A 13,956-nucleotide genomic window follows, 5' to 3' on the forward strand; every position below is an offset into this window, starting at 1 on the left:
GAAAAAATTCGTTTTTAATGTTAAATTTTAGTTTAAATGATAAAAAAATTCAATGAAATTTTTGGCAAAGCCGGTGCCGTAATCCGCGAGTATCCGATGATTTTGGTTATGGCATTTCTAACTGCTTTTTCTGCAATCTGTTATATTAACTACGATTCTAACAGTCGAGACTATTCCTTTTTTTATTTGAAATTTGGTTTGGTAACTTCTTTAGGGATTTCAGTGATGTACGCATTGAAGACTTTATCGCAAAGAGTTGGCAAAGAAATTCTCTTGCAATTATTCGGAATCATTTTTCTTGTATTTTTCTACTTTCTACTTCCGGCAAAAGAAGACCGGTTTACGGAGGTTTACGCTTTTCTTTTAATTCCTACGTTTATACTTTCTCACTTGTTGGTTTCGTTCATTCCTTTTATTGGACGGGATCAGGAACTAAATTTTTGGCAGTACAATAAAAACTTATTCATTAATATTTTCTTGACCGGAGTGTTCACCGGAGTTTTAACTGGTGGAATTATGCTCGCAATTTCAGCCGTTGACCACTTATTTGACTTTCATTTTAACAGCCGATATTATTCTAATACTTTTAGTTCTTTATCGATTTTCGGCAGTTGTTTTATATTTCTTCTTTTTAATGAAAAAGGTTTAGCCTATTTAGAAAAGAATGGAGATTATCCTGTAATTCTAAAGTTTTTCACGCAATATGTTTTAGTTCCGCTCCTTCTTATTTATGCGGTGATTCTTTATTTCTATTCAGCGAAAATCCTGATCAACTGGGAACTTCCACGCGGTTGGGTTTCCTATTTGATCCTTGCTTATTCTGTGGTCGGAATTCTGGCGATTCTTTTGGTTCATCCGTTAAAAGAGGATTCTACAAAATCATGGGTTCGGATTTTTTCTAAAATTTTTTATTATACTCTTGCACCATTAATAATCCTTTTATTTGTTGCAATCTTTACCCGAATTTTAGAATACGGCTATACAGAACCTAGATATTTCGTTTTGTTGTTGGCTCTTTGGTTAACGAGCGTTGTTCTTTATTATATTTTTATTCGAAAGCAAACCATCAAATTTGTACCGATGAGTTTATTTGTTTTTGGATTATTTTCTTTGACCTTTCCTTATTTAAACACTTTTTCAGTTGCGAAAAGAAGTCAGAAAAATGAATTGCTGACAACTTTAAATCAAAAAAACATTTTAGAAAATGGAATGATTGACTTTAATAAGAAAATTTCTGGAGAAGTTGCAGATGAAATCACAAATAAATTTAATTTTCTATCAAAAAGAAATGAAAATGAATTCCTACTAAACTTACTTCCCTTAGAATCAAAGAAAATATTTGAAAAAGACATTCACGACGGGAAATCATATGCTTTCAGCAATATTCGGAGTAAATTTACTGCTGTTAAATACACTAATAAGGATATAGAAGATAATCGAAATACAAGATTAATTTCGAAAAATAAAAGTGTTGATATTTCAGAATACCAACTTCTTGTTAAAGCAAACGGTTATGAAAATACAAACTTTGAATTTCAAAATAATAAGTTCGAATTAGAATCAACTAGAAATCCTCTCAAAACTAAATTCACTCTACTCTTCAATGATCAAGAAATTAATTTATTTCCTAAAATTAAAGAACTTTTTATAAACGCACCTCGCACTGGGGAGCAAAGCGAAGATCATTTATTCATCATCCAAAAAATTGGAGACTTTGAAATAAAGATTTTGTTTGATTCTATCAATCGGATTTCTTCACCTAATAAAAGTGATGAGTATATGATTAATTCGGAATCCGTTTTAATTCTTATCAAGAAGGAGTGATCATTTCTCGTAACAGTAAGGCATAAAAAAAGCGACCTTTAAAAAAGTCGCTATAATTATTTAGGTAAAATCTTACCAGTTAGAACCGCCACTACGACCTCCGCCGCTGTAACCGCTTCCACCACCACGATTTCCACCTCCGTAACCACCACCGCCTCCACGGTTGTTGTCAAAGTTTCTTCTTGGTTTGTCTTCTCTTGGCTTAGCTTCAGAAATGTTAAGTTCTTTACCGTCTAATTCTTTACCGTTAAGAGCTTCGATAGCGTTCTTGCCATCTTCGTCGCTCATTTCAACGAAACCGAAACCTCTCGATCTCCCAGTTTCTCTGTCGGTAATGATTTTAGCAGACGATACGTCACCAAATTCTGAAAATAAATCTTGCAACGACTGTTCTTGAGTTGCATAGTTAATGTTTGAAACAAAAATGTTCATCTTAAAAAAAATTATAAATTAATACTGTTGAAATTATAAATGAAAGTCAATAATGCGATGAACAATGATTGATTTCGGATATAAAAACGGGTGCAAGTTACAATTATAAATCAAATATGCAAGTTTTTTAACAAATATTTCACAAAACTTCGTTGCCTTTACCTCCTTTCAAAAGTATAAAACAATCCTCGTGGTTCAATTTTATACCTCACCCTTTTTTCAATTTTACAATACTTTCTGTATGAGAAGTCCCTATGAAAGACATTATTCATACAAAATGTTTTAAAATAAACGACCATAAAAATTCGACTTTTATACATAATATTTTGTTGAAATTTTAATTTGTATTTTCCATTCTTTCATTTTGATTTTGATTTTTTGGAAGAAAAATTTCCCATTACCAACGAGCTCATCGGCTGAAGACTTTTTTGAAATCATTAATATAAAGTATCATCGTAAAAAATGTGGGGTTTAGTTTACTCAAAAATAAAATTCAAAACCCACTTTCAACATATAAATGATTATTATCCACATATTTTAATAACTTTGATTTAAATATTTAACTATGAAAAAACTTTCTACTCTATTTTTATCTCTGACCTCCCTACTTTTATTTTCACAATTTACAAGTCCAGGAACTGGGATATCTTACAATCTGAATTCACTGTCTGCAGTTGCTCCAACAGTTTTGGTAAAAACGGGAACCGTTTATCAAATGACTGCTAATATTACGATTGCACCTGGCGACACTTTATTAATGGATGAAAACGACGCCAAGTTGAAAATTGATGCCGGTATACAATTGACCATAGGCGGTATTTATAATACCACGGCAACTAATTTTTTAATTACGGCAACTAATCCAGCAGCAATATTCAAAGGAATTAGGCTTGAAGAAGGTTCAGAAGCCACATTTAAAAACACCATTTTAGAATACGGTGGAGGTCTACAAGTTCTAACCGAAACATTTTTAATGGACAACTGTACCGTAAGATATTTTAAATCTGGTTTAGTAACTGGTGCGGCGATCAATTTCTCCCGAGGAAATCCTGTGGTAACAAACTCTAAGTTTATCGATAATGATTTACCGGCAGTTGGATCGGGCGCAAACGTGTCTGTGGCTCTTGAATTTACAAACAACTATTTGTCTGGAAATACAAAATTAAACTCTAACCGTCCGCAAATAAATATGGGACCAAGTGGATCAGGGACTACAAAGGTTTTAAATAATACCATCATAGGAAACCGCACGTTAACTAAAGTTGGTGGTATTTCGGTGTCGTCGCTTTTGGGAGTTCAAAACAAAGTACAGATCGAAGGCAATACCGTGACTGATAACCGATATGGAATTACGGTGGCAGGAAACGCATCTACTGGATCAATTTCTAATAATATTTTAACGAACAATAACGCTGAAAATATTCCTTCTAATGGTGGAAGCGGAATTTCGATTAACGGAACTGGTTCTTTAGGTGCGGGAATTAAAATCGAAAAAAATCAAATCCGTGGTCATCTTTGGGGAATTACTATTATCGGGACAATGAGTGCTGACTTAGGTGGTGGACCTTTAGGTAGTGTTGGTGAAAACGTATTTAAGGACAATGGAAACGGAGGTCAATTATACGCAGTTTTCAATAATACCGCGAATCCTGTAAATGCAACGAACAATTGCTGGAGAGAAGATGAACTTTCTGATGACGCCATGTTAGAAGCAGTAATTTCTCACAAAGTCGACGATGCTGCTTTAGGAACAGTAAATTTCAAACCGTATTTGTGCGCTCTTCCACTCGCTTCGTTGGAGACTAAAAATTTACAGGTCAATATTTACCCGAATCCGAGCAATGGGACATTTAATTTGAATTCGGAAAAAACAGGAAATATACTTATTACTGATATTTCTGGGAAAGTCGTTTATTCTGGAAATGTGGTGAAAGGGAAAAATACGATTTCTGTAAAGTCAGGTTCTGGTATATACTTCATGGTTTATCAGGCAGAAGGTCAAAGACAATCGACCAAATTGATTATTAAATAAAATATTTATTTCACAAATTTTAAACTCATTCTGTTTTGGTGCAGAATGAGTTTTTTGTTTTGATAACTTAAATACAATTAATGCGGAATCTGCGACCCGACTTGAGTGGAACTCTTTTTGTGGAACGAAGTGGAACAAAAAAGTGGGAACGGAAGGCGGAATTGTTCGCCATAAAAAAACAATATAACAATTATTTTAAAACTATTGTAACCTTTTGATACTTGGTAACGTATAATATAATGCAGTCCTAAAGTGGACCTTAATTTACTACATGAGACAATTAAAAATTACCAAACAGGTTACCAACAGAGAAACCGCCTCTCTCGACAAGTATTTGCAAGAGATTGGGAAAGTTGATTTGATTACCGCCGACGAAGAAGTTGAATTGGCACAAAAAATCCGCGCCGGAGACCGAGTGGCGTTGGAAAAATTGATTAAAGCCAACCTCCGATTTGTGGTATCTGTTTCTAAACAATACCAGAATCAGGGACTTTCACTTCCCGATTTAATTAATGAAGGGAATTTAGGTTTAATGAAAGCAGCGAAAAGATATGATGAAACCAGAGGTTTTAAATTTATCTCTTACGCCGTTTGGTGGATTCGTCAGTCGATTCTACAGGCATTGGCAGAACAGTCTAGAATTGTAAGATTGCCATTGAATAAAATTGGATCAATTAACAAGATCAATAAAGCCTATGCGCATTTGGAGCAGGAAAACGAAAGACCTCCGTCTCCAGAAGAATTAGCAGAAGTTTTGGATATGAGTGAATCTGACATTAAAGAATCAATGAAAAACTCTGGAAGACACTTGTCGATGGATGCGCCGTTGGTTGAAGGGGAAGATTCTAACTTGTACGACGTTTTGCGTTCTGGTGAATCACCAAGTCCAGACAAGGATTTGATGTTGGAATCACTACAAATTGAAATCGAAAGAGCACTACAAACTTTGACTCCGCGGGAGGCAGATTTGGTTCGTTTGTATTTCGGTTTGAATGGAAAACACCCAATGACTTTGGAAGAAATCGGTGAGACTTTTGATCTAACAAGAGAAAGAGTTCGTCAGATTAAAGAAAAAGCAATTAAAAGATTGAAGCATAATACGAGAAGTAAAATTCTGAAATCGTATTTAGGTAAATAATATTTTAAGAAATAATAAAAAAGGAACTCAACTCGAGTTCCTTTTTTTATGATGTTTCAAAATTTTTCCTTGCCAATTCTTTTCGAACTCTGCTTAAACTTTCCGGAGTAATGCCGAGATAAGAAGCAACCATCCATTGTGGGACACGCAGTAAAATATCGGGATACATTTTAATGAAACTCATGTAGCGCTCTTCCGCGGTATCTGCCAAAAGAGAATTCACCCGATTTTGTAAATTTCGAATATGTTTCTGCAAAAGCAAATCGTTGTTTTCTGCAGTTTGCGGGAATTTCTCAATCATATTGATGAAAAAATCTTTACTCAAAATGAATACCTCCGAATCTTCAACCGCTTCAATATAATATTTTGATTTTTGATTAAAATTAAGAGAACTGCGATCTGAAATCAGCCAGTTTTCTGGCGCGAATTGTATAATATGTTCTTTGCCATTTCTATCGAGAGAATACATTCTGAGCAAACCTTTTTCCACAAAAAAAGTATCTGTACAAATCTCGCCTTCTTGCAACAAGAATTCATTTTTAACTACTTTTTTCAACATACAGAAATTACTGCAAGTTTCAACTGCCTCTTTCGGAATTTCGAAAATCTCTGATAAATAACTGGTAATATTTTGAAGCGAATCCATATTTAATATTTAGATAAGATTTACAGAAATACTTTGGTGGGAAGCATCTTTCACTGCTTTTCCGTTTTCTAAAACAATCAGTTGTGGACTTTGATGGGTAACGCCAAAATCTTCTGCAATTTTATTTGAAATCGGTCGGTGTGCAATTAAATCAAGAAAATAATACACTACATCTTTATCAGAATTAGCAACTTCATTTTCAAAGTTTTTCAGCACCATTTTACTAATATGACATCTTGTTGAATGTTTAAAAATCACTATTTTTTTTTCAAATGATTTCTCTACGGCTTTTTCTAAATCTTCTTCAGATTCAATCTTATTCCAAAAAGAAATTGATGAATTTTGAGGTTCATCACTGCCAAATATTTTATTAAAAAAACTCATACTTTAACTATTTTAAGGTTGGTAAAAAAAGTAACAATTTTCTTACCAGTTATTTTCTGTCTTTAAATTTTCGATGTGCGCAAAATGATGGTCACAATGCCAGGCATAAAAGGCCAGACTTTCCAACAAGGTAATATTTCGGTGTTGTGCGGGATGATGAAAAGTGCTTTCGAATTCCCGATTGGTTAAGGATTTTAATTCGAAAACCCATCTTTTGTGCAAACCTTTTAGAATTTGCAAAGCCGGTTTAATATCCATATTAAAAGAATCCTGCAATTCTGCCCATTGTTTTTCATCCCAAGGTTTTACGGTTGGATTATCTTCTGTTAAAGCCAATTTGAACCGAATAAAACTATTCATATGACTGTCTGCCAAGTGATTGACCAACTGCCTAACCGTCCAGCCACCTTCCCTGTATTGCGTATCAAGTTGATCATTATTCCAATGTTCGACCAAGTGTTTTAACTTACTTGGGAAATCTTTCAAGGTCTGAGTATGCCTATCAATATCTTGATCAGAAATCTTTTTAGGCTCCTGAAATTTTCCAATCGGATATTTTTTGTGATCTAAATTGTCCATTTTAAAAAGATTTTTTGACGATTTGGCGCATCGTTTCATTTGGCTGAAATTTTGCGTTTTACTTTGTAAATTTACTACAAAATAAGTTGTGTTCAATGCAACGTAAAAATTTAAGAATATGAAAAAAGCCCTAATTATAGTCGATATGCAAAATGATTTTTGCGAAGGTGGCGCACTTGCAGTTCCTGGAGCCAATGAGGTTATTCCTTATATCAACTTGCTGATGCAGGATAATGAATATGATCAAATTATCTTAACCCAAGATTGGCATCCCGCAAATCATAAAAGTTTCGCTACTAATAACGGTAAAAAAGTTGGTGACAATATTATCCTGAACGGAATCCCACAACATATGTGGCCAGATCATTGTGTTCAAGGAACTTTTGGGGCAGAATTCCACAAAGATTTAAATAGAGACAAAGTTACCCATATCATTCAAAAAGGAACCAATGTAGATTTCGACAGTTATAGCGGATTTCAGGATAATAACCATTTTGTAAAAACCGGTCTGGATGATTTCTTGAAATACCACGATATTCAATTGCTGGAGATTGTTGGTTTAGCCTTGGATTATTGCGTGAAATATACCTGTTTAGATGCTGCCAAATTGGGTTACGTAACTTGTTTGCATTTTAATGGAACCCGTGCAGTAAACGCAAAACCCGATAACGCAAAAAATGCGATTTATGAAATGCTGCAAAATACTGTAACTATTTTAGGATAAAATTTTTGATTTAAGAATACCGAAACTCTTCATTTTTAATGGGGAGTTTTTTTCTTTGTTGATTTAATATTAATATTTTATTTTTAACAAAATATTTACTTTGAAAAAGTTCATTTTATTCTGCTTGCTATTCATCATCTCTTCCTGCGTTTCTGTAAAAAAACACAATGAAAAATTAGAGATTCCTATTTCTGTGGAGCACTTAAAAAAAGATATTGATTTTGCTCACCAGAAATTAGAAAAACTTCATCCCAAATTATATTGGTACATTTCTAAAGAAGATTTGAATCATCAATTTGACAGTTTAAAAACGACAATAAACAAACCTTTAAAGCCAAACGAATTTTACCAAAAACTCGCTCCTATTATTGCCAATATAAAAGAAGGACATTTACGGCTTAACGCTTATGATAAGCGATTGACAAAAAAAGAAATCAAACATCTCAAAAATCAGAAAGGATTACTAAACCGTTATAATTTTGTAATCGATAACGACAGAATCTTCGTAAAAGATAACGTTGATAAAATACCGAATATGTATGTTGGAACCGAAATAGTTGCCATAAAAGATATTTTGGTAAAAGATCTACTTCAAAAATATAAGCCACTCATTAACAGTGATGGTGAGAATACTACTTTTCAAAAATATTCGATGGCGAGAAGATGGCCATCTATTTTTACGGCAGAATATGGAATTTTGGACTCTGTGAAAATAGAAGCAAAATATCAAAATGAAATAAAGACCTTTTATATTCATCGGGAAAAAATCACCAAAGAAGAAAAGAAAAAAACCAAGCAGGAAAATAAAAAACAAACCAAAAGTGAAACCGGAAAAACCAAAGATTATAATATTATTACTAAAAGTTTCAACCGCGATCTGCAATTTCCTACCAAAGATTCTACGGTTGCTTACCTAAAAATCAAAACATTTTCTGGAACCTATTCTCGCAAATTTTATAAACAAAGTTTTGCAACCCTTAAAAAATCGCCTGCAAGGTATCTCATTTTAGATGTTCGGGATAATCTTGGTGGGTCACTTTCAGAGATCAATAACCTTTATTCCTATTTGGTTTCCGAAGAGTTTAAATTCATTAATGATATTGAACTAACTTCGCGTACATCGATGTTTTATGCCAATTATTTTAATGATGTTCCAGTTTTAGCCAAACCGATTGCGGCAATTACTTATCCAATATATTTGATTGGAACAGCATTTTCTGTGAAAAAAAAGCAGGATAAGTTTTATTTAAAAAACAATGATATTTTCCCCGTGAAAAAACCGAAGAAGAACCATTTCAACGGAAAAATTTACGTTTTAATTAATGGCAGTAGTTTTTCTGCTTCATCAATTATTTCCTCAAAATTAAAAGGAGATAAAAGAGCATTTCTTGTGGGTGAAGAAACGGGTGGTGCCAATGATGGAACGGTTGCTGGTAGATATTCAACCGAGAAATTACCCTATTCGAAACTCAAATTACCGATTGGATTAATGCTGATTCAACCGAATATCAAATTTACAGAAACAAAAAAAGGAGTTCTCCCAGATCTAGAAATCATTCCTACTCTACAGCAGATTTTACAGAAAAAGGATGTTCAATTAGAGTGGGTTATGGAAGAGATAAAAAAGCAAAAAGTTGCCCTATAATTAAACTTCGCAAAGTTGCTTAACTGTATTGAGCGCTTTGGGAAAACTGTTACTAAAATAAGTAATATACTCTTCTTCCGTCTTTATTGTTACGATTAACTTTGTTCCAAACTCAATTTCATAGAGGTCATAGTGCTCAATCGCACCTTCTTCAAAAGTTTTCTGCTGAGATACGCCATCGAGTACCAAACCGAAATGTACAAAGTGCATCGATTGAAATGGAATTACTTTTTCCACCTTTGCAAAAAGGCCATGTTCTCCCGGCGACAAAAAACGAATATCATTGCCTTCTTTAAGTTCTCCTTCATAGTAAGAGCCCGGGATAAAACTGGCGGTCCAATCTCGGTAACTTTGCTCATTCCAAAGAATATTCCAGACTTTTTCTTTGGATGCATTAATCTCAATCGAAAATTCTAATTGTTTCATTATGCCATTATATTTTATAAAAATAAAAATAATAAATATAAAACTATAAATATTCTTTGAAAAATTGTCAAAAATAATATTGATTTCACTGATAAAATTCTAAAATGCAAAAAACCGCATTCATCAAAAATTAAATATTGATAGGCCTACATTACTAAAATACAAAAGACTCTCAAAAATTGAGAGTCTTTTGTATAATAAGAGTCTAGAACTAGTTAAAACGTTCTACTCCTACGATTTCAAATTGCTTTTCGCCTCCTTCAAACGGCCAGTTAATTACATCACCAACTTTATTTCCGACTGTGGCTAAGCCGATTGGTGAAAGAATAGAATATTTTCCTTTCTTGATTTTCTGTCTGTCTGTTTGTACAAACAAATATTTCTCTTCTTCATTGGTAGAAATATTTTTTATTTTTATTTCACAATTAACCGTTACAACATCCTCTGGCAGTTCTTTTCTAAGAACTTGTTTTGCGGTTTTAAGTTGATCCAGGAGAATTTGTTCTTCTTCCTGTGTTGTTCTTTTTCTGCGTAAATGATCTTTGATTAAATCGTAAACTCCGGTTGTTAAAACTATATTTTCTGACATAATGATTTTTTAAAGTTGTTGTGGAATACTTAACTAGGATTCAGAAAGAAATTGCAATCACAAAGTAGGTGATTGTATTCTGTAAAAGTATTCGAAATTGATATGAGTATTTAGTGATTATAAACTACCCTGTCTCTGAATCTTGACAGGGTGTATTAGATGAACTCTTTAGAATCTTTGAGGAATATATCATCATGCAAATAAGAAAAAACCAACCACTTTCCTTCAAAGAATAAATTCCCTGAAAAAAATTTGATAAGTGTAGTGTTTGCATCCATATCTCACGAATATAGGGAAAAGATAAGACAATTCCAAACTCTTAACCTTTGTTAACTACTTCTAATCAAAAAAACCAAGTTCAAAACATTTTTTCCGAAAGGCATTTATCCTGATAAAAAAGAATAATTTTGTTTAAAATTAAAAATATGTTTTCAAAATTAATGTTCAGTACGTTACTATTTTTCTCCGCATTTCTATTTGCTCAGAATTCTAAAACAAGCAATACCGTTTTAGTGGGTGGAAAGCCAGTTCACACCTATTCGAAATTACCGGCAGTAAATAAGCAAGCGCCAAAATTTACTTTAACGGGTGTTGACATGAAAGATCAAAATCTTGACTCTTACAAAGGAAAATATTTAATTCTCAACATTTTCCCAAGTGTTGATACAGGAGTTTGTTCGGCATCAGTTCGTCATTTCAATGAAGATGCAGCAAACATTCCGAATACCGTAGTTCTTTGTATTTCTAAGGATTTACCTTTCGCACAGAAAAGATTTTGTGGTGCTGAAGGAATTAAAAATGTAGTAATGCTTTCAGATTTCCGTTCCGATTTCGGAAAAACTTATGGAGTAGAGATTACAGATTCTGCCATGAAAGGTCTTTTGAGTAGAGCGGTTGTTGTGATTGATCCTTCTGGAAAAATTATTTATGAAGAACAGGTTGATGATATTTCGCATGAACCGAATTATGAGGCAGCAATTAAAGCGGTGAAGATGTAAATTTTCAATTTTCAAAAATTGACAAAACATAAAAACCTGCAATAATGCAGGTTTTCTTTTTATCTGCAGAACAGACTTGAATACTTTTAAAATAAGTTTCTAATAATATGTTTAAAATTTAACTACTAAAATTCAAATATAAATCCGAAATAAGGAATGGGTGTTGAACGGTCGCTTTCTCCAGTTTCAAGTAAATAATACTGTTGATTCTGTGAATCATTTGGATTCGCTATAATTCCATTATTGTTGGCATCACGCTGAAGATTTACTATTGGCAAATTGCTTGGGCTTTTCGATCCGTAAGCATTTACAACATCCATATAAGCCGTTAACTGCCATTTTTTGAAAACCCATTTTTTTTCTGCTCTTAAATCTAATTGATGAGAAAGATTACCGCGGGCTGAATTTAATAAAGAAAAATCCTGAAGTGGTCCGTTGGCAATATTCCAGATGTTGACCAAAGCACTTCTCTGCAAATCATACGGCGTTTCTGGCAAACCAGATTGCATTCTAAATCTTGCTCCTAAATTCCAGTTTCTGTTCAAATATTTTCCGGCAGTAATTGCAAGAATATGTCGCGAATCCCAACTTGAAGGCAATAAATTTCCAGCAGCATTGGAGAATTTTGAATAGCCAAAAGTGTAAGCCATAATTCCATAAAAATTATTGACGGTTCTTTTTTGAGCCAAAAATTCAATACCATAAGTTTCACCAAAACCTCTTGAATCCAAAGGTTCATTTCCAACAACGCCAAAATTGGCGCCGACATTCGCTAACGAAATTTGGTTTCGAAGCGAGAAAGGATAATTTTTATATTTCTTATAGAAACCTTCAACAGTTAGTCGCAGATTGTTTTTCCCATTGTATTCTACTCCACCAACGATGTGCGAATTCCGAATATATTTTAAAGAATTTTCATTGGTAAAGTTCCCATTCTCCATAAAGCCAAGCGCCGTATAAGCCGGAAGTTGATAATAGATTCCAGTATTAAAATTCAAAGCAAATTCTGGATTCAATTTATAACTCAAAGAAATTCGTGGAGAAAATTGTTCTAAAGGATTGCTTGTTTTTTCATTATAATTACTCGCATCGAAACGAGCACCAGCAGAAACTTGAAGTTGATCATCAAAAAACTTTGAGGCCGTTTGAACATACATTCCATATTGGAACACGTTAATTTCAGATAAAATATCATCAAAATTCACCGCATTTTGAGTTACATTTTTTACCGTTGAATTATTGTAATATTTTGAAAAATTGATATTGGCTCCAGCACTGAACTGATAATCTGCCCACGTAAAATTTCGGTCGAATCTTACTTTATTTTCACTTTCCTGCGATTTGTAATTGTAAAGTAAATTATCCGGAGTTTCAATGTTTCGATAATATTTTAAAGCCTGATTATCGAGCATATTTCTACTTGCAGTCAAAAGCCAGTTTCCATTTTCAGCCAAGTGGCGATATCCTGCACCAATGGTGTAATTCCATTGGGGAGAAACTGGAAGTTGATCGATTAAAGTTAAATTAGTTAAGGTCTTTTCTGCATCATCATTAAATTTAAAACTGTCTTTGGCACCTAAACCGAGAAAAAATAATTCATCACCTGATTGGTATTTTTTAGAAACTTTAAAAGTGGCGTCATAATAACTGGGTAAAAAAGGCAAACCAATTGCTTTAAATAACAACTGCAAATTCGATTTACGAACACTGAAAAGTCCTGTCCAGGATTGATCTTTGGAAAGCGGACCATCAGCCATCAACTGCATATCATCTAAACCGATAACTGCTTTGTAACCGAGTTTATCTTTTCTTGCCTGCTTTAAATTAAATTCAAATAAAGAAGACAAAGCGCCATTTCTACCAGCTGGAAAAGCGCCACTATAAAAATATACATCTTTTACAAAATCAATCGTAATAATTCCTCGAGGTCCACCAGAAGCACCTTGGGTTTGAAAGTGATTGATTACGGGAACTTCGATTCCATCAATATAAAATTTATTTTCGGCAGAACTTCCACCACGGATAAATAAGTCATTTCTAAAAGTTGCCGTACTTCCAACGCCAGGAAAACTTAAAATCGCTTTAGAAACATCACGAGTTGAACCAGCATTTTTCTGCACTTCTTCACTGGTGATATTTCTTAATGATAACGGACTTTCTGCGGTCGTTTTATATTGCTTTTTGGTGAAAATAATTTCATCAATATTTTTCGCAATTCTATTTAAACCAATAGAAAAACTAAGATTTTGATTCGGAACAATATTAATATCATTTAAAAATCCTGTTTCATAACCATCTGAATCAATCTCCAAATTATAGTTTCCAGAAGGTAGTGCAGAAATAATAATATTTCCTACACCGGAAAACTCCTGTTGATTTTTTACAACCGTGACTTTGGCTGGAAGCGGTTTTTTGGTGAAATCATCAAACACATTAACGTTGATACTACCACTTTGAGCAGAAATAAAAATAGAAAGTACAAGTAGGAAAAAAGAGACTTTAAATTTCATTAAAAAAATTTTGGGCTAAATTACAATAA

Annotated in this window: 13 protein-coding genes; 6 read left to right on the top strand and 7 right to left on the bottom strand. The window is 33.4% G+C overall.

Going from position 1 to position 13,956, the window contains the following annotated elements; translation table 11 throughout:
* The first annotated feature begins 36 nt into the window (after positions 1 to 36).
* Positions 37 to 1,824, top strand: a complete 1,788-nt coding sequence (locus PUH65_RS08420) for a DUF4153 domain-containing protein (RefSeq protein WP_305519512.1) — start codon at positions 37 to 39, stop codon at positions 1,822 to 1,824.
* Between the two features lie 72 nt (positions 1,825 to 1,896).
* Here PUH65_RS08420 and PUH65_RS08425 read toward each other — a convergent pair whose 3' ends face one another.
* Positions 1,897 to 2,256, bottom strand: coding sequence for an RNA-binding protein (locus PUH65_RS08425; RefSeq protein WP_305519513.1), 360 nt, complete (start codon positions 2,254 to 2,256; stop codon positions 1,897 to 1,899).
* Positions 2,257 to 2,821: 565 nt separating this feature from the next.
* Between PUH65_RS08425 and PUH65_RS08430 the strand changes: the two genes are divergently transcribed.
* Positions 2,822 to 4,288, top strand: a complete 1,467-nt coding sequence (locus PUH65_RS08430; protein ID WP_305519514.1) for a T9SS type A sorting domain-containing protein — start codon at positions 2,822 to 2,824, stop codon at positions 4,286 to 4,288.
* Positions 4,289 to 4,559: 271 nt separating this feature from the next.
* A complete protein-coding gene (locus PUH65_RS08435; protein WP_125022266.1) occupies positions 4,560 to 5,426 on the top strand; it encodes an RNA polymerase sigma factor RpoD/SigA in 867 nt (288 codons plus the stop codon).
* 46 nt (positions 5,427 to 5,472) lie between these two features.
* Here PUH65_RS08435 and PUH65_RS08440 read toward each other — a convergent pair whose 3' ends face one another.
* The 3 genes from PUH65_RS08440 to PUH65_RS08450 are packed head-to-tail and all read right to left on the bottom strand — an operon-like array spanning position 5,473 to position 7,035.
* On the bottom strand, positions 5,473 to 6,072 hold the full coding sequence (locus PUH65_RS08440; protein ID WP_305519518.1) for a Crp/Fnr family transcriptional regulator: 600 nt from the start codon (positions 6,070 to 6,072) through the stop codon (positions 5,473 to 5,475).
* A gap of 9 nt (positions 6,073 to 6,081) precedes the next feature.
* A complete protein-coding gene (gene ytxJ, locus PUH65_RS08445) occupies positions 6,082 to 6,456 on the bottom strand; it encodes a bacillithiol system redox-active protein YtxJ (RefSeq protein ID WP_305519519.1) in 375 nt (124 codons plus the stop codon).
* 42 nt (positions 6,457 to 6,498) lie between these two features.
* Positions 6,499 to 7,035 (bottom strand): YfiT family bacillithiol transferase, encoded by a 537-nt coding sequence (locus PUH65_RS08450; protein ID WP_305519520.1) that lies wholly within the window; start codon positions 7,033 to 7,035, stop codon positions 6,499 to 6,501.
* 118 nt (positions 7,036 to 7,153) lie between these two features.
* Between PUH65_RS08450 and pncA the strand changes: the two genes are divergently transcribed.
* Both pncA and PUH65_RS08460 read left to right on the top strand, forming a co-directional pair.
* The gene (pncA, locus tag PUH65_RS08455; RefSeq protein WP_305519521.1) at positions 7,154 to 7,759 is read left to right on the top strand and encodes a bifunctional nicotinamidase/pyrazinamidase; all 606 of its coding nucleotides are present in this window, start codon (positions 7,154 to 7,156) and stop codon (positions 7,757 to 7,759) included.
* Between the two features lie 100 nt (positions 7,760 to 7,859).
* The gene (locus PUH65_RS08460; protein WP_305519522.1) at positions 7,860 to 9,404 is read left to right on the top strand and encodes a S41 family peptidase; all 1,545 of its coding nucleotides are present in this window, start codon (positions 7,860 to 7,862) and stop codon (positions 9,402 to 9,404) included.
* Here the strand turns inward: PUH65_RS08460 and PUH65_RS08465 are convergent, their stop codons facing one another.
* Together PUH65_RS08465 and PUH65_RS08470 are read right to left on the bottom strand one after the other, a co-directional pair.
* Positions 9,405 to 9,830, bottom strand: a complete 426-nt coding sequence (locus tag PUH65_RS08465; protein ID WP_305519523.1) for an SRPBCC domain-containing protein — start codon at positions 9,828 to 9,830, stop codon at positions 9,405 to 9,407.
* A gap of 211 nt (positions 9,831 to 10,041) precedes the next feature.
* Positions 10,042 to 10,419: a GreA/GreB family elongation factor gene (locus PUH65_RS08470; protein ID WP_305519524.1), complete on the bottom strand. Its 378-nt coding sequence runs from the start codon at positions 10,417 to 10,419 to the stop codon at positions 10,042 to 10,044.
* 425 nt (positions 10,420 to 10,844) lie between these two features.
* Between PUH65_RS08470 and tpx the strand changes: the two genes are divergently transcribed.
* A complete protein-coding gene (gene tpx / locus PUH65_RS08475) occupies positions 10,845 to 11,417 on the top strand; it encodes a thiol peroxidase (RefSeq protein ID WP_305519525.1) in 573 nt (190 codons plus the stop codon).
* 125 nt (positions 11,418 to 11,542) lie between these two features.
* On the opposite strand, the gene PUH65_RS08480 is transcribed toward tpx, so the two are convergent.
* Entirely contained in the window at positions 11,543 to 13,927 is a 2,385-nt protein-coding gene (locus tag PUH65_RS08480; RefSeq protein WP_305519526.1) for a TonB-dependent receptor, read from the bottom strand.
* Positions 13,928 to 13,956 lie beyond the last annotated feature (29 nt).

The sequence above is a fragment of the Kaistella sp. SH40-3 genome (genome assembly GCF_030686865.1).
Classification (GTDB): domain Bacteria; phylum Bacteroidota; class Bacteroidia; order Flavobacteriales; family Weeksellaceae; genus Kaistella.